Genomic DNA, 17,273 nt, shown 5'->3' with positions numbered 1-17,273 from the left:
TCAACGAAACGGCACGAGTCGGTCATGTGAATGAGCACAAAGCTTTACTGTTCGTTGACCTGACTTCCTGCCTCCCGCTGTGCCCCAACGCCCCTGAATCGTTCCGCGGCCGATCGTTTGGCACTATTGCCCCTTGTGACCGATCCGATCGAAAGCTCCGAGCTGCTGTGGTGGCAGGACGCCGTCTTCTACCAGATCTATCCCCGGTCGTTCGCGGACTCCAACGGTGACGGCATCGGTGACCTCGACGGAATTCGGGACAAGCTCGGCTACCTCGAACTGCTTGGTATCGACGCGGTCTGGATCGGACCCATCACGCGGTCGCCCATGGCCGATCACGGGTACGACGTGTCCGATCCTCGCGACATCGACCCCTTGTTCGGCAACCTGGAGATCTTCGACGCGTTGGTCGACGAGGCTCATGCGCGCGACATCAAGGTCACGATGGATCTGGTGCCCAATCACACCAGCAGCGAGCACCCGTGGTTCAGATCGGCCCTGACAGCTGCGCGCGGTAGTGCCGAACGAGCCCGCTACATCTTTCGAGACGGACGGGGTGACGACGGTTCGCAGCCACCGAACAACTGGCCGAGCATCTTCGGTGGCCCGGCCTGGACCCGCATCACCGAGCCCGACGGGTCACCCGGCCAGTGGTACCTGCACATCTTCGCGCCCGAGCAGCCGGATCTGAACTGGGACAATCCCGAGGTGTTCGAGGACTTCGCGCGCACCCTGCGATTCTGGCTCTCCCGCGGCGTCGACGGCTTCCGACTCGACGTGGCGCACGGTATGGCCAAACCGGTGGACCTGGCCGACATGAGTCTCGAACTGAACGCGTTGATGAAGAACGACGACGACGATCCACGATTCAACAACCCTCGCGTCCACGAGCTGCATCGACGCATCCGAGCCGTCATGGACGAATTCCCCGACGCGGTGACCGTGGGCGAGATCTGGGTGCAGGACAACGTGCGGTTCTCCGAATACATCCGGCCCGACGAGCTGCACCTGGGCTTCAACTTCCGGCTGGCCAGTGTCGATTTCGATGCGTCGACCATCCGCGACGCCATCTCCAATTCCCTCGCCGCTGTCGAACTGGTTGCCGGAACTCCCACGTGGACATTGTCGAACCACGACGTCGAGCGCGAGGTCACCCGGTACGGCGGTGGGGACCGGGGTCGGGCGCGCTCCCGCGCCATGATTCTCGTCGAATTGGCCCTTCCCGGAACAATTTTCGTGTACAACGGTGCCGAGCTCGGGTTGCCCAACGTGCAACTGCCCGACAGCGCGTTGCAGGATCCGGTGTGGGAGCGATCCGGGCATGCCGAACGTGGCCGAGACGGCTGTCGGGTGCCGATGCCCTGGGAGGGACACTCACCGCCCTTCGGATTCTCCTCCACGGATCGAACCTGGTTGCCGATGCCGCCGGAGTGGGACGGGTACACCGCCGAGGCGCAACTCGAGGACGTCGATTCGATGCTGAGCCTCTACCGGACGGCCTTCGAACTGCGGGCGCTGCGTCCGGAATTCACCGGTACCGGAATCGATTGGTACGGATCACCTCCCGGCTGCCTGGCGTTTCGCCGAAGCGGCGGCCTGATCTGTGCCCTGAACGCCTCGGAGCAGTCGATCCCGCTGCCTCCCGGCGAGTTGCTGCTGGCCAGTGCCCCGCTGGTGGACGGCAAACTTCCGGCGAACGCTGCTGCGTGGCTCGTCTAACGCTCGACGGTGAGCGACAACTGCTGCCCGGCCCGACGAGCGAAGATCGACCCGTAGCGGGCGTCGAGGCGTAGCCACACCTTCGACACGCGCACCCGAACGACCTCGCCGGGTGCGATTCGATCCGGGTCGATGTCGACGGTCAACGGATCGCTGCCGCTGTGCGGAACGAAACCCATTGCGGTGAGGGCGAACACCGTCCGCATGGAGATCGACACGTCGTCGGCGTCACCGGCGACGTGGAGAACTTCCTGTTCGAGCAACGAACTCGGCGGGCCGTGGCTGCTGCCGTGCTCCTTGGCCAGTGCGACGCCGCGTTGCGCAAGCCCCACGAGCACCCTGGCGGGCACATCGTCGAGATGGTCGAATCCGCCGTCCGGCGGCAGGGCACCGCGCCACGCGGAATCCATCGAGAACCCCGGGTCGATCACACCGTCGACCGCCTGCGCCGCCGCCGCAACCAACACGTCGGCACCGGCACTGGTGTCGTCGGGCACCACGGTTCCGGTGATCACCCGCGCTGCCAGCGCATCGAAACCCGTTGCTGCCCAACACGAAACACCGCCACCCGCTCGGGTCCGCATACGGATCACCGCAGCTTCGTCCAGACGCAGCGCCCTGCTGCAGAACGTCGCGAGGTTCTCCCGCTCGACCGCGTCGGGAACGGTCAGTACGCGCTCATACACGCTGCCAGCTCATCAAGAACTCGCGCTCGGTCGGGGTGAGTCGACGCAACCGCTGCGCATCGATGTCGAACGCCGCGATCTGCGTCGAGGCCACGACGGCGGCAGGGGTGTCAAGCGAGGCACCCCTGGCCCGCACCTCGTAGCCGACGACGAAGTCCACCGCCCGCACCGCATCGATCCACATGAAGACATCGAGGGGGCCGTCCTCGTGCCGGAGCTGGCCTCGATACTTCACGTGCAGATCCGCGATCACCGCTCCGTGACGCAGGTTCGCCGTGGGCCTCCCGTCCACCAACAGCCACGGAATGCGGGCCTCTTCGAGGAGAGTGACCATCCGGGCATGGTTGATGTGTTGGTACACATCCATGTCCGACCACCGCACGTCCACGGTGGCATGGAAGCCCACTCGCGCGGTTGCAGGTCGCTGGTCGGACAGATGGGCGTCGGGCACACTCACGTGGTCGTTCCCTCTTCTCGGTCGAGTGTCGTCGTTTTCGGCAGTTGCGACGTGGTGCGGAAGGTCACGGCACCGTGTCGGTCACGGCACCGTGTCGGTCACGGCACCATGTTGCGCACCTGTCGGGCAGCGACCGACAGGGTGGCCAGGTCGAGGGTTCCCGACTCGGCGATCTCGGTCAATGCAGCGCGAGACCTCGCGAGCCGAGACGAGTTGGTCGACTCCCATTCCGCGATCTTCTCCGCTACCGACTCCTCCGGCTCGCCGCCGGCCAGTACGGCCTGCGTGATTCCCCGGAGAGAGGAGTACAGGTCGTCGCGAAGGGCCAAGCGCGCCAACGAGTGCCAGCGATCTCCACGAGCCAGCTTGGAGACGGCAGTGAGCAACCAGTCGATACCGATGTGCGCGTCCAGGGCGAAATAGAGCTCGGCGACCTCGGCTCCGTCCCGATCCACGATGTCGGCGATGTCGATGATGTCGAGCAGGCAGTACACGTCGAGCAACCCGTAGATCCGACGAGCCAGGTCGGCCGGCGCGCCGCGTTCGATCGCCGCAGCCGATCGCGAGTCCAGGTCGCTGGCTTGATGCCCGGAGATCCACGTCGACACCGACGGTTGCAGTGCCCGCACCTGGCCGGCGTACCGGCTGATCTCGGCTCCGACGGCCAGCGGCTGGGGACGGTTGGCGAGCAGCCACCGCGAGACGCGGTCGAGCATGCGGCGCGACTCGAGCAACAGTTCGGCCGAGACCGCTGTCGGCACGTCCGCGGCCCTGATCGAGTTCCACACCTCGTCGAGTCCGAATATCTCGGTGGCGGCCGCGAACGCGCGAATGGCATCGGTGCCTGCCGCACCCGAATCCTCGGTCAATCTGTAGGGGAACGTGATGCCGCCGCTGTCGATGGCCTCGTTGGCCAGCGTCGTGGCCACCAGCTGCCGCCGGAGCGGATGTGCGGTGATCGCGTCGGCATACGGCTCGCGCAGCGGCTCGGGGAAGTACTTGGGTAGCCGCGGAGCGAAGACGTCGCTGTCGGGGAGTTCGCTGTCGAGCAACTCCGCTTCCAACGCCAACTTCACGTGAGCCATCAACGTCGCCAGTTCCGGCGAGGTCAATCCTCGGCCGTCCTGCTTGCGTCGCCGCAGGTCCGCCTCGGTCGGTAGCGCCTCGAGCTCGCGGTCGAGTCCGCGGCGCACTTCCAGATCCTCGATCACCCGACTGTGCACGGTGACCAGGCTCGGTGCGTCGAACCTCGATGTGCCGAGCAGCTCGTTCTGCATGATGTTGTCCCACAACACCAATCTGCCCACCTCGTCGGTCATGGACGCGAGCAGCTCGTCTCGATCCTCGCGCGCCAGGTTGCCGTTGGTGATGGCCGTTTCCAACAGGATCTTGATGTTGACCTCGTGATCGGAGCAGTCGACACCCGCCGAGTTGTCCACGGCGTCGGTGTTGATCTTGCCTCCGGCAGCGGCGTATTCGATGCGGCCCAGGGCGGTGGCTCCGAGGTTGCCGCCCTCCCCCACCACTGCGGCACGGACGTCGATTCCGTCGACCCTGACCATGTCGTTGGCCTTGTCGCCGACCTCGGCATTGGTCTCGGTCGATGCCTTGATGTACGTGCCGATTCCGCCGTTCCACAGCAGATCGGCCGGAGCCCGAAGGATTGCGTTCACCAGCTCCGGCGGAGACAGCGCGGCCACGGAATCGCCCAGCCCCAAGGCGGCACGTGCAGCCGCACTGATCGGGACGGACTTGCGGGTCCGTTCCCACACTCCACCGCCCGCACTGATGAGCGAGGTGTCGTAGTCCGCCCACGACGACCGCGGCAGTGCGAACAACCGCTCCCGCTCGGCGAACGAGGACTCACGCTCGGGGTCGGGATCGAGAAAGATGTGCCGGTGATCGAACGCGGCGAGCAGGCGAATGTGCCGGCTGAGCAACATGCCGTTGCCGAACACGTCCCCGCTCATGTCGCCGACACCGACGACGGTGAAATCCTGGCTCTGCGTGTCGATTCCGAGCTCGCGGAAGTGGCGTTTGACGCTCTCCCACGCACCCTTGGCGGTGATGCCCATGGCTTTGTGGTCGTAGCCGGCCGAACCACCGGAGGCGAAGGCGTCGCCGAGCCAGAAGCCGTACTTCGCGGCCACGTCGTTGGCCATGTCGGAGAACGTCGCGGTGCCCTTGTCCGCGGCAACGACCAGGTAGGTGTCGTCTCCGTCGCGGCGTACGACGCCGGTGGGAACCGTCACCGTTCCGGTGGCACGGTCGAGATTGTCGGTGATGTCGAGCAACCCGGCGATGAACAGCCGGTAGCAGGCCTTGCCTTCCTCGGCATGGGCCTGACGATCTCGATCGGCGTCACCGGTCACGACGGGGGGCCGCTTGACGACGAATCCGCCTTTGGCGCCGACCGGCACGATGACGGCGTTCTTGACCATCTGGGCTTTGGCGAGTCCGAGGATCTCGGTCCGAAAGTCCTCACGTCGATCCGACCAGCGCAGTCCGCCGCGGGCCACGGCCCCGAACCGCAGGTGCACACCTTCGACGCGGGGTGAGTACACGAATATCTCGAACTTCGGCTTCGGCTTGGGCAATTCGGCGATCGACTGCGGGTCGAACTTGAGCGAGAGGTACTCGCGATGTTCGCCGTCGACTCCCACCACGAAGTAGTTGGTTCGCAAGGTCGCGCGAATCAGCTCGAACATGCTGCGCAGGATTCGGTCGGCATCGAGGCTGACGACCTCGTCGATCAGTTCCCCCAGCTGGGTGCCGATCGACTGCGCGTTCTCCTCCGAGCTCGCCTCGGGATCGAACTGCGCCTCGAACAACCCGACCAACAGCCGAGCGGTGCGCGGATGCGTCAGCAGCACACCTTCGATGTTGAACTGACTGTAGGGAAAACCGGCCTGGCGCAGATACTTCGCGTAGGCGCGCAACACCACGGCCTGCCGCCAGTGCAGGCCCGCGCGCATGACCAGCTCGTTGAACCGGTCTGCCTCGGCAGCGCCGCTCCACACCGCCGCGAACGCGTCGGTGAACCGGTGCTGTACTCGGCTCTCACGATCGGCGGTGCCTGCCTCGGACAATTCCGCATCGATGTCACCGTCGATTGCCGAGCGCAGCATCTCGCGCGAGGCGGAGAGCCCGAAATCGTATATCCAGCAAGACATTCCGTCCGGCCGAACCACGGGGTACGGTCGTTCGTCGTCGACCTCGACGCCGAGGCTCTGCAAAATGGGCAGCACCTGCGACAGCGAGACGCCCGCGCCGCCGATGTACAACGAGAACCGCCAACTGCCAACGGCGGACTGCTCGTTGCGGTAGAGCTGCATGTCGATCGACTCGGCCCCGAGCCCTTCGAGGCGCGCGATGTCGGTGACCGCCCGAGCCGGACTGAAATCCTGCTTGTAGGCCTCGGGGAACGCCTCGGTGTACCGCTGAATACGCAGCGGGTCGACTGTACGGTCGAGCGAGACTGCGTCGCCGAGGGAGTCCTCCCAGGTTCTGGTGGTCTCGGTCAGCGCCGCCTCGATCCGGGTGATGTCCTCGGCATCGAGCTCCGTCGACGCCGTTCCCGGTGCGCGACGAACGGTCACGTGCAACAGTGCCAGGTCCGATTCCGTCACGCGAGCTGTGTAGTCGAGAGAGGTACCACCGAGTTCGCGGAGCAACCGATCCTGGATGGCGAGACGCACACGGGTGGTGTAACGATCGCGCGGCAGGTACACCAGGGCGGAGACGAAGGAGCCGCTGGCGTCGGGCCGGACGAACAGTTTGACCTTGCGCCGACGGCCAAGTGCCAGAACAGCACTCGCGGTCTCGAACAGCCAGGCCGCAGAGGTGGCGAACAGTTCCGAGCGCGGCATCGACTGCAGCACCTCGAGCATCGCCTGACCGGAGAACGACCCGAGATCGTGGCCTGCGCGGGCGATCACCGATCGAACCCGACGCTCGATCACCGGAATGTCGAGCACGTTCTCGTGCAGCGCCGTGACGGTGAAGACGCCGACGAAGCGGTGCTCGGCGGAGTTCTCGTTGTCGAGAACACTCACGAAGTAGGGGTAGACCGCGCGGTGCACCGTGGCCGGACTCGCACCCTGCGTCAGGGTCACCAGATCGCGCTGACCGAGGGGTTCCGAGCCGTCCACCTCGTGCGCCGCGTCGCGCAGGACACCGAGACTGCTCGACTCGTCGCCGGTGGCCGTCCGTGCGCCGTCGACTCCGTCGATCCGGTAGCGGCGGTAGCCGAGGAGCGTGTAATGGCCGTCGCCGAGCCAACGCAGCAACGCGGCGGCGTCGCGATGATCGACGGCGATGTCGGACTCCGGATCACCGGCCCGCTGGGCCGCTCCGTCGAGCAGATCGGCGACTTCGGCCTGCACCCGACGCATTCGATCGGTGTCGCCGACCACCTGACGCACGTCGGCCAACACCCGGCGCGCCTCCGACTCGACGCGGGCGAGCGCGTCCTCGGACGTGGCGGGATGCAGCTGAACGTGAATCCAGGATTCGCGTCGACCGTCGGCGGTCAGGCCCGTCAGCTTGCCGTCGGCGTCGCGGGCCACCGAGAGGATGGGATGAACCACGTCGGTGTACTCGATGCCGAGTCGGGAGAGCAGCGAGATGACCGATTCGACGAGGAGCGGCATGTCGTCTGTGACGATCTGCAGGTAGCTGCCCGCGGCCCGATGGGCGGCAGAACTCGACTCACTCGGTCGGTGAACCGCCACGTTCGCGGTCTCGGGACGCCGCTGCGCAGCCAACCGGACGTGCCGATAAAAGGACGTGGTGTCGGGGCTGTGCGCAGACGCTCCGACGGCCGTCGTGTCCACGTGCTCGAAGTACTCGGCACGCAGGGTCGCCAGCTCGGCCAGGAGTCGGTCGTCGAGCCCGTCGGCCCAATCGTTGTCGGGCAGGTCCAGCGAGCGTGGCATGGTGTTCGAGTACTCCCTCGTGAGGATTTTCCCGACGCCCGCCGATCGCCGGTCGTCGATGACTACTCGACCTTAGTGTCGAACACCCCGTTGCCGCAGTGACCTCGCAGACCCGGCGCGTGGCGAACTGCGCGACGGCTCTATTCGACGTGCAGGTACTCGGTGAGCAGTCCCCGCTCGCGCTCGTCCAGAGGACGCGACGACGAGGTGGCGAGATCGAATGCGACCATCGTCGCCTCGGCATCCGCGCACACTTTTCCGTCGCGGTCGGTCACCACGTGCCGGACGCCGTAGGAGGTGGTCCCGATACGCGTGACCCACAGCTCGATCGTCAACGGTCCGGAGTCGTCGAGAATCGGGTGCAGAAAATCGGTGACGAGCTTTCGGACCACGGCCGCACCCCGTTGCTTCGAGCCTCCCAAGACCGCGTTCAGAAACTGAACGCGGCCTTCCTGGAGGTATTCGACGAAGCGGGTGTTGTTGACGTGGCCGAGGCGATCGGAATCTCCCCACCGCACCTGGAGCGTGCAGGTGAAGGTCTTTCCTGCCACGTCAGTCCCTGGTCAGCTTCCGGTGTGTGACGCGATGCGGACGGGCCGCGTCGGGTCCGAGGCGTTCGACCTTGTTGGCCTCGTAGCCCTCGAAGTTGCCCTCGTACCAGTACCACGCGGCCTCGTTGTCGCCGAAGCCACCTTCCCACGCCAGGATGTGCGTGCAGGTGCGGTCCAGGAACCACCGGTCGTGCGAGATGACCACGGCGCAACCGGGGAATTCTTCGAGAGCGTTCTCGAGCGATCCGAGCGTTTCGACGTCGAGATCGTTGGTCGGCTCGTCGAGCAGGATCAGGTTGCCGCCCTGCTTGAGTGTCATCGCCAGGTTCAGACGGTTGCGCTCACCACCGGACAGAACTCCTGCAGGCTTCTGCTGATCGTGACCCTTGAACCCGAACGAACTGATGTACGCGCGGGACGGGAACTCGGAGTTGCCGACGGTGATGAAGTCGAGGCCGTCGGAGACCGTCTCCCACACCGTCTTCTTCGAGTCGATGCCCGACCGGTTCTGGTCGACGTAGCTGAGTTTGACCGTCTGTCCGATCTTGACCTCACCGCCGTCCGGCTCCTCGAGCCCGACGATCGTCTTGAACAGCGTCGTCTTACCGACACCGTTGGGGCCGATGACGCCGACGATGCCGTTGCGGGGCAACGTGAACGAGAGATCCTTGATCAGCACGCGGCCGTCGAAGCCCTTGTCCAGGCTCTTGACCTCCACCACGACGTCGCCGAGGCGCGGCGGGTTGGGGATCTGGATCTCGTCGAAGTCGAGCTTCCTGGTCTTCTCGGCCTCGGCCACCATCTCGTCGTAACGAGCCAGACGAGATTTGCTCTTGGCCTGACGCGCCTTTGCACCGGAGCGAACCCAGGCGAGTTCGTCCTTGAGGCGCTTCTGCAGCTTCTGGTCCTTCTTGCCCGATACCTCGAGGCGTTCGGCCTTCTTCTCCAGGTACGTGGAGTAGTTGCCCTCGTACGGGTACAGGTGTCCGCGGTCGACCTCGGCGATCCACTGCGCCACGTGGTCGAGGAAGTACCGGTCGTGTGTGACGGCGAGAATTGCACCCGAGTACGCGGCCAGGTGCTGCTCGAGCCAGAGCACGCTCTCGGCGTCGAGGTGGTTGGTCGGCTCGTCGAGCAGCAGCAGGTCCGGCTTGCTCAGCAGCAGCTTGCACAGCGCCACGCGGCGCTTCTCACCACCGGAGAGGTTGGTGACGGGCGACTCGGGCGGCGGGCAGCGCAGCGCGTCCATCGCCTGTTCGAGCTGTGAGTCGATCTCCCAGGCATCGGCGTGATCGAGCTTTTCCTGCAGCTCGCCCATCTCTTCCATCAGCTCGTCGGAGTAGTCGGTGGCCATCAGCTCGGCGATCTCGTTGTACCGCTTGAGCTGGACCATCGTCTCGCCGAGGCCGTCCTCGACGTTCTCACGAACGGTCTTGGTGTCGTCGAGGACCGGTTCCTGCATGAGGATGCCGACCGAGGCACCGGGAGCGAGGAACGCCTCACCGTTTCCGGGCTGATCGATTCCCGCCATGATCTTGAGGATGCTGGACTTACCGGCGCCGTTGGGGCCGACGACGCCGATCTTCGCTCCCGGATAGAAGCTCATCGTCACGTCGTCGAGGATGACTTTGTCGCCGTGCGCCTTGCGCACCTTCTTCATGGTGTAAATGAATTCAGCCATGACGCCCAGCTTATCGGTGCGAGCGAGTCTCCGGCACCACCGCCCGAGGGCGCAGCCGCCGTCCACACCCGATCGTAGGTTCCGATGCAGCGCGGACGGCGGGTCCCGGGAGCGCGTCAGGCCGGAACGGACTCGCGCACGTCGTCGTCGATGCGGTCGTGATCGCGATCCTCATCCGCGTCCACGGGTTCGGTCGCTCCCGAATCGCCGTCCGTCGCAGCGTCGGATGCCACCGCTCGCGTCCGGTGGATCGAGACGTTGCAGCGCGCGAGATCCGGTCCGACGGCGCTGGCCCGCATCTCGAGATCCGCGCGTTCGACTCCGTCACGATTGGTGTACTCGTTGGTGCGTAGCTGTCCGTAGGCGATGATCGGGTCGCCCTTCATCAGCGACGCCCCGACGCCGCGCACCAGGCGACGCCAGCACGTGACCGTCAGGTAGAGGGTTCCACCGTCGGTCCATTCGCCGGTGTTGCGGTCCTGCCGTCGGGCGTTGCTGGCCATCCGGAAGCTGAGGACCTCGTCGCCGGTGGGCGTGGAGCGCTTGACGGGATTGGTGATGACCGTGCCGACCACGGCGCATTGTGCTTCGTACATGTTGTCTTCCCCTCGATCGATGTCGCGTGATTGCGATCGAGTTCGAGACTGCTACGCGGAGAACGTCTGCGGTGAACGAGTCGGCGAAATGTGGACAACTGCCCGGTCTGTGGATGAACGGCCGGAATCGGGGTCCGTGCGAGCCGAGAATGTCGGGGAGGTGTGCTAGTCGGGAATTTCGGCGTACGTGTGGCCGTCGAGCACGGGAACTACGCGGCCCGCAGTGAGCGAAGCAACAAGCGCCGCAGTCGAATCGGCGTCCGGCACCGCGACGGTCAGTACCGCGCACGCGCCGTAGGAGGTGCCGACCACCAGGACTCCGTGCCCCCGCAGTTCCGATTCCACCCGGCCGACCTCGGCGTGATCGAGTTCGAGCGTCATGATCTCGCGTCGCTCCCGAGTCAGGAACGTCGCTCCGGACAGCGCCTCGGTCACCGCGCCGCCGTAGGCACGCGCCAGTCCGCCGGTGCCCAGCTTGGTTCCGCCGAAGTATCTGCTGACGACCGCGACGACGTTGGTCAGGTGATGGCCGCGGAGCACGTCGAGCATCGGTGTACCTGCCGTGCCACCGGGTTCACCGTCGTCGTTGGACCGCTCGATGCGCTGATCGGGGTCGGCCAGTGTGTCGCCGGCCGAGGAATCGACGATGAAAGCCGAACAATGATGTCCGGCAGCAGGATCGGCCTTGCGAGCTGCGGCGATCACCGCCCGCGCCTCCGCTTCGGTGCCCGCGCGATCGACGACGGCGACGAACCTGGACTTCTTGACGTCGGTCTCGCACTCGACGCGGCTCGCGATGGTGCGCAGTGGGGTCACCCGGTCACTCTCATGCAGCCACACTGTCCACGACATCGTCTGCGGCACGGACCAATTGGGCGTACATGCCGTCGTTCTCGAGCAGGGACTCGTGGGTTCCGACCTCGCGAACGACGCCGTGGTCGAGTACTGCGATGCGGTCCGCGGAGCGCACCGTGGACAGTCGATGCGCGATGAGGATGGTCGTTCGCCCCTCCATCAGGCCGTCGAGCGCGGTTTGCACTGCGCGTTCGGTGCGATTGTCCAGAGCACTGGTCGCTTCGTCGAGCACCAGGATCGGCGGGTTGCGCAGCACCGTTCTGGCGATCGCGATGCGCTGCTTCTCACCGCCCGAGAAGCGGTACCCGCGCTCGCCGACCATGGTGTCGTAGCCGTCGTCGAGGCCGTCGATGAAGTCGTGGATCTGCGCCGTGCGAGCCGCCGCGACGATCTCCTCGTCGGTGGCGTCGGGTTTGGCGAATCGCAGGTTCTCTCGAATGGTGGCGTGGAACAGGTACGTCTCCTGGGAGACGACGCCGACCAGGTCGGCGATCGTCTCCGATGCGAGCTCCCGCAGATCGATGCCGTCGATGGTCACCGTTCCGGCCGTCGGATCGTGCAGCCGCGCAACGAGATAGCCCAGGGTCGTCTTACCGGATCCGGTGGCACCGACCAGGGCGAGAGTGCTTCCGGCCGGCACCTCGAGGTCGATGTCGCTCAAGGTCGGAACCGTTGCCGCGGCATAGGTGAACTCGACACCGCGGAAGGCGACGTCGCCGCGGACGGTCTCCCGGGGCAGTGCCACCGGGTGGGCGGGCTCGGCCACGTCGATCGGTAGATCGAGGTACTCGAACACGCGACCGAACAGGGCGAGCGAGGCCTGCACCTCGACACCGGTGTTGAGCAACTGCATGGTGGGCCGGAACAACTGGGTCTGCAGAGCGGTGAACGCGACGAGGGTGCCGATCGTCAGCGCGCTCCCCTGCCCGATGGTGATGCCGGCGAACCAGTACACCAGTGCAGGCATGACGGCGAAGCTGATCTGGATGGTGGCCATTCGCCATTTTCCGGCCATCATCGCCGCGAGTTCGACGCCCGCGACCTCGTGGGACCGGGCGGCGAACTTGTCGGTCAGAGCCTGGGCGGAACCGGTGGTCTTGCCAAGCAGAATGCCGCTGACCGACAGTGATTCCTCGATCTGCACCGACAGGTCGCCGAGCAACTTCTGTCGTTTCGTGGAGATCTTGCGCCGCTCGTCGCCGATGCGGCGGGCGACGCGGACGAAGACCGGCAGGATGATCAACGAGAACGTGGCGAGTTTCCAGTCCAGCAGGAAGAGTGCGACCACCGTCGCGGCAACGGTCGTGGCGTTCTGCGCGATGGACGTGGCGGTGTTGGTGACCACCGATTGCATGCCGCCGATGTCGTTGGCGATACGTGATTGGACCTCGCCGGTGCGGGTGCGCGCGAAGAACCCGAGGGATTGGCGTTGCAGGTGCGAGTAGACCTGGACGCGAAGATCGTGCATGAGTCGTTGACCGACGCCGTTGGACATCCAGGTCTGTACGACGCCGAGAGTGTTGGTGGCGACTGCAACTGCGATCATGCCGAGTGCGATGAAGCTGACGAGCGTGACGTCGCGGTCGGGTATCGCATGATCGAGGAGTTCGCGAAGAAGCAAGGGGGACGCGAGCGCGATGATCGCGCTGACGACGATGATCGCGCTGACGGCGGCGATCTTGCGGCGGTAGGGCGTGAACAGAGCCAGGACTCGGCGCACGGGTGCTGGATCGGACGCGAGGAGAGAACGTTCGGGTCGGCTTTCCAAGTAGACCTCCGTGGTAGCTGAAGTGCAGGGTCACCGAAGTGATATGCAGAGGCTACCTCACTATGAGGTAACGGGCAACCGTCGCTATGATCCGTTGCATGGAAACCGGACACTCGCCCAACCTGAGCGATTCGTTCATGGCCGTTGCGCGGCGCATCCGACGCAGCCACATGGCTGCATTGGAACCGTTCGGCCTCAATCCTTCGCAGAGCCGAGCCCTGCACGTGTTGGCGCGCGAGCCCGAGTCCGTGCGACTACGCGATTTGGCCGAACACCTGCGGATCGTGGCGCGGTCGGCCACCGACATCGTCGACTCCCTCGAGGCGGCGCATCTGGTGACGCGGCAACAGGATCCGAGCGATCGGCGAGCCGTCCTGGTCGAGCTGACCGACACTGGCCGTGCGCTGCTGGACCGGATCGACGACGCACGCCGTCAGGTGTCCTCGGAAATGTTCGACGGCCTGGAGCCTGCGGAACGCGTCGAGCTGAACCGACTGTTGAGCAAGATCGCCGAGACGGACTGACCCGAAGGCCGATCAGTGCTCGCCGGTTCGATCGCGTCGAGCGAGCTCGGCGAACATCGCATTGTGCGCGGCCAGATCGGCATCGTGATCGCGCTCGGCGGCGCGGTCACCACGCCTGGCATCCCGATCGTCGCTGCGGGACCACTGGATCAGCAGCGCCAGCATGACGAGCACCAGCGGAACCTCGCCGGTGGCCCAGGCGATACCGCCGCCGAGCTTCTGATCCCCGAGCAGATCGGAGTTCCAATCCAGCCCGAGCGTCCGGTAGAACCAGGCACCCATCACGGTGTTCATACTCATCAGCGCCACGCCGAAGAACGCATGGAACGGCAGCGAACCGAACACGACTGCGAGTTTGGTGACCGGAGCGATCTTGCGCGGGGACGGATCGACGCCGATGACGGTCCAGTAGAACAGGTAACCGCTGAGCACGAAGTGCAGGTTCATCAGCAGGTGCGCGCCGTGACTGTCCAGTACCGCTCCGAAGATGCCACCGAGATAGAGGACGTAGAAGCCGCCGACGAAGATCAACGAGGCGACGAGCGGATGGGTCAGGAACTGCGAGATTCGACTGTGCAGTCCGAGCAACAGCCATTCACGAATTCCGGGAACGCCGTCCTTGCCCGCCGCGGGCAGCACCCGCAGTGCCAGCGTCAACGCACCACCGAGCGCGAGGAGGACCGGTGCCAGCATCGAGAGCATCATGTGACCGGTCATGTGCACGCTGAACACGGCCGTGGAGTAGCGACCGATTCCCGAGGACGTGCTGATCAGAAGCGTCAGGCAGCCCAGGACCCAGGCCACGGTACGGCCGACGGGCCACGCGTCGCCGCGCAGCCGCAGTCGACGAACGCCGATCAGGTACACCACGGCCATGACGATGGCAGCGGTACCGAAGATCAGATCGAAGCGCCAGTCCAGCGCCATCCGCGCGAACGTCGGCGGGCCGCTGAGGTCGTATCCGAGTGCAGCCTCGGTCGGCGTGAGATCGGGGTCGATCTCGGCGGGAGGCGGTGTGCGGCCGAGCCCGACGGCCAGTCCGATGGTCGCCGCGAGGACCAGCACCTCGGCTCCGGCGAAACGAAGCAGCGGCCCACGGGCCGAGGGATCGGCGACCAGGGCCGGTAGTGCGCGGCGACGCTGCATCCAGCCGAAACCGCCCAGCACGATCAGGGCCACGATCTTGCCCACGATCAGCAGGCCGTAGGTGGTGGTGAACAGGTCGGAGATCGATACACGAACCAACGCGTTGATGACGCCACTGATGCCCATCACCACGAAACAGACTCCGGCGATCGTGGAGAATCGGCGAGCCGCGACATCGGCATGCGCACCGTGCCTGCGAACGTGTGCCAGCAGCGCGAACAGTCCGCCCGCCCACAGCGACGCGGCTCCGAGGTGCAGGATCAAGCTGTTGGTGGCGATGTCGTGCGATCCGCCCGCCGAGGAGTGGCCGCTCAGCGCGATCGGCAGCAGCGTCGCCAGGGAGAACCCGAGCAGTGCGGGAGTCCAGGCCCACCGCAACACCGTGCGCGACGCGATGGCGAGCACAACGGCCATGATGGCGGTCCAACGCCAGGCGCTGGCGATCTCCACCTGGTCGAGCGCGATCCAGAGGTTCGCCGGCTTGATGGCTTCGGTGAACGGCTGCCCGGAGGTGTCGGAGAGTGTCAGCGGCACCAGGAGCAGCGCGCAGACGGCCCAGACGATCGAGGCGACCGAACCGGTGCGCACGGCGCGGTAGCCGTCGACGTCGAGCACGCCGTTCTTCTGCGGCGGCACGAGGAACGCGGCCAGCAGGAACGATCCGATGGCGATGACGGCAGCGATCTCGCCGATCGCCCGCAGGGCGGGCAGACCATAGGTGGTGGCCGGGCCCGGGTCCGGGATTCCGAGCAACACCAAGGCGTCGGACGCGGAGAGCATCACGATGAGCGCGGCAACCACACCGGCGATGACGCCCGCGGTGACGAACACCGTCGTCGTGGCCGAACGCGGATCCACATCCGCCCGGACATCGTCCGCCTGCAGTTCAGCGGTCGAGGGTTCGGTCTTCTCGAGATCCGGTGTTGCCATACCACCAGAGTAAGAGGTGATCGGCGGTAGTCGAAACGCGAGTCCTACACAGCGTCGTACTTGCCGGTGCTCACGGCTTCGGTCGCGTCGTGGTGGATGCGACCGTGTCGGGCGCGCAGCGGTTCACCGGTACCGCCCCAACGGTGGGCGATGATCTCCGCGGCGATCGACACCGCTGTCTCCTGAGGCGTCCGCGCTCCGAGGTCGAGCCCGATCGGACTCGCCAGACGAGTGAGTTCGATCTCCGTCAGACCCGCCGCACGCAACCGAGCCGTGCGGTCGTCGTGGGTACGGCGCGATCCCATCGCACCGACGAACGCCAGAGAGGGAATGCGCAACGCCACCTCGAGCAGCGGCACGTCGAATTTGGGGTCGTGGGTCAGCACACAGACGACGGTGCGTTCGTCCACCTCTCCGGCCGCGAACTGCTCGGCCAGATAGTCGTGCGGCCACGCGACCACGACCTGCTCGGCGGCGGGGAACCGCTGCGGTGTCGCGAAGACGGCACGCGCATCACAGACGGTGACGCGGTAACCGAGGAATACGCCCTGTTGCGCGACCGCGGCGGCGAAATCGATGGCTCCGAAGACCAGCATCCGAGGCGGCGGAGCGTGGCTCGACACGAACACCTCCATCCCCTCCCCCCGTCGCTGACCGTCCGGCCCGTAGGTCAGGACGGCCGAACGGCCCGCGGCGAGAAGCCCTTTCGCATCGTCGGCCACGGCGGCGTCGGCCCGCGAGCTGCCGAGCGAGCCACGGGTACCCGATTCTCCGACGACGATCCTGCGACCGAGCCGTTCCGGATCGGTGTGTGCGACGACGGTCGCCATCGCCACGGGCACGTTGCCACGCACGTCCGCGACGAGAGCCTCGAATTCGGGAAACGTGTGTCGAGAGATCTGCTGCACGAACACGTCGAGCGTTCCGCCGCAGGTGAGCCCGACGGCGAAGGCATCGTCGTCGGATATCCCGTATCGCTCGAGAACCGGCGCGCCGGAATCCATCACGTCCTGTGCGAGGTCGTAGACCGCACCCTCGACACAGCCGCCCGAGACCGAGCCGGCAACGGCACCGTCCGGACCGACGACCATCGACGCCCCGACCGGACGCGGTGCCGAATCGAAAGTGCGAACCACCGTCGCGACCGCTGCCACGTCGCCGGACTGCCAGATGTGCAGTACGTCGTCCAGGATGTCGTGCATCGAACCTCCCTCGGCACAGGTCGGAAGGATTCCGAGAACACCGGCTCCCCTCAGGATGCCAGCTCAACCCGTGCCTGCTTCGACGGCACGGGCGGAAAGGTACACTCGTCAACCGTGCTCGAGCGGGTCCACTCCGCACGCGCCAGCCTCCGTAGCTCAGGGGATAGAGCAAGGGCCTTCTAATCCCTTGGTCGCAGGTTCGAATCCTGCCGGGGGCACCC

General features: G+C 65.9%; 12 protein-coding genes and 1 tRNA gene. 3 read left to right on the top strand and 10 right to left on the bottom strand.

Annotated elements, in window-relative coordinates:
* Positions 1 to 135: 135 nt before the first annotated feature.
* Positions 136 to 1,719, top strand: a complete 1,584-nt coding sequence (locus CH273_RS24935) for a glycoside hydrolase family 13 protein (RefSeq protein WP_032394608.1) — start codon at positions 136 to 138, stop codon at positions 1,717 to 1,719.
* Here CH273_RS24935 and CH273_RS24930 read toward each other — a convergent pair.
* The 8 genes from CH273_RS24930 to CH273_RS24895 all read right to left on the bottom strand — a co-directional run bounded on the left by CH273_RS24930 (position 1,716) and on the right by CH273_RS24895 (position 13,202).
* The gene (locus CH273_RS24930) at positions 1,716 to 2,405 is read right to left on the bottom strand and encodes a hypothetical protein (RefSeq protein WP_032394609.1); all 690 of its coding nucleotides are present in this window, start codon (positions 2,403 to 2,405) and stop codon (positions 1,716 to 1,718) included. The genes CH273_RS24935 and CH273_RS24930 overlap by 4 nt on opposite strands.
* On the bottom strand, positions 2,398 to 2,862 hold the full coding sequence (locus CH273_RS24925; protein WP_052049348.1) for an acyl-CoA thioesterase: 465 nt from the start codon (positions 2,860 to 2,862) through the stop codon (positions 2,398 to 2,400). The genes CH273_RS24930 and CH273_RS24925 overlap by 8 nt, the downstream gene beginning before the upstream one ends.
* A gap of 98 nt (positions 2,863 to 2,960) precedes the next feature.
* Positions 2,961 to 7,799 carry an NAD-glutamate dehydrogenase gene (locus CH273_RS24920; RefSeq protein ID WP_032394610.1) on the bottom strand — a complete coding sequence of 1,613 codons (4,839 nt, stop codon included), beginning with the start codon at positions 7,797 to 7,799 and terminating at the stop codon, positions 2,961 to 2,963.
* Positions 7,800 to 7,939: 140 nt separating this feature from the next.
* Positions 7,940 to 8,350 (bottom strand): acyl-CoA thioesterase, encoded by a 411-nt coding sequence (locus tag CH273_RS24915; protein WP_032394611.1) that lies wholly within the window; start codon positions 8,348 to 8,350, stop codon positions 7,940 to 7,942.
* Between the two features lies 1 nt (position 8,351).
* Positions 8,352 to 10,031 (bottom strand): energy-dependent translational throttle protein EttA, encoded by a 1,680-nt coding sequence (gene ettA, locus CH273_RS24910; protein WP_032394612.1) that lies wholly within the window; start codon positions 10,029 to 10,031, stop codon positions 8,352 to 8,354.
* 116 nt (positions 10,032 to 10,147) lie between these two features.
* Positions 10,148 to 10,627 carry a single-stranded DNA-binding protein gene (locus tag CH273_RS24905; protein WP_032394613.1) on the bottom strand — a complete coding sequence of 160 codons (480 nt, stop codon included), beginning with the start codon at positions 10,625 to 10,627 and terminating at the stop codon, positions 10,148 to 10,150.
* A 165-nt stretch (positions 10,628 to 10,792) separates the two neighbouring features.
* Positions 10,793 to 11,443 (bottom strand): IMPACT family protein, encoded by a 651-nt coding sequence (locus CH273_RS24900; protein WP_230596663.1) that lies wholly within the window; start codon positions 11,441 to 11,443, stop codon positions 10,793 to 10,795.
* 10 nt (positions 11,444 to 11,453) lie between these two features.
* Complete coding sequence (locus CH273_RS24895) at positions 11,454 to 13,202, bottom strand: ABC transporter ATP-binding protein (RefSeq protein ID WP_032394614.1); 1,749 nt, start codon at positions 13,200 to 13,202, stop codon at positions 11,454 to 11,456.
* Positions 13,203 to 13,348: 146 nt separating this feature from the next.
* Between CH273_RS24895 and CH273_RS24890 the strand changes: the two genes are divergently transcribed.
* On the top strand, positions 13,349 to 13,774 hold the full coding sequence (locus CH273_RS24890) for a MarR family winged helix-turn-helix transcriptional regulator (protein WP_052049349.1): 426 nt from the start codon (positions 13,349 to 13,351) through the stop codon (positions 13,772 to 13,774).
* 12 nt (positions 13,775 to 13,786) lie between these two features.
* Here CH273_RS24890 and CH273_RS24885 read toward each other — a convergent pair whose 3' ends face one another.
* Both CH273_RS24885 and CH273_RS24880 read right to left on the bottom strand, forming a co-directional pair.
* On the bottom strand, positions 13,787 to 15,850 hold the full coding sequence (locus CH273_RS24885; protein ID WP_032394616.1) for a cytochrome c oxidase assembly protein: 2,064 nt from the start codon (positions 15,848 to 15,850) through the stop codon (positions 13,787 to 13,789).
* A gap of 44 nt (positions 15,851 to 15,894) precedes the next feature.
* Complete coding sequence (locus tag CH273_RS24880; protein ID WP_032394617.1) at positions 15,895 to 17,052, bottom strand: XdhC family protein; 1,158 nt, start codon at positions 17,050 to 17,052, stop codon at positions 15,895 to 15,897.
* 145 nt (positions 17,053 to 17,197) lie between these two features.
* On the opposite strand from CH273_RS24880, the gene CH273_RS24875 reads away from it, so the two are divergent.
* Positions 17,198 to 17,270: transfer RNA gene (locus CH273_RS24875), tRNA-Arg, on the top strand.
* Positions 17,271 to 17,273 lie beyond the last annotated feature (3 nt).

Origin of the sequence: Rhodococcus sp. 05-339-2 (assembly GCF_002258965.1) — a bacterium.
GTDB lineage: Bacteria > Actinomycetota > Actinomycetes > Mycobacteriales > Mycobacteriaceae > Rhodococcoides.
The sequence above is the reverse complement of the archived record's forward strand: the minus strand, read 5'-3'. Positions and strand labels throughout refer to the sequence as shown.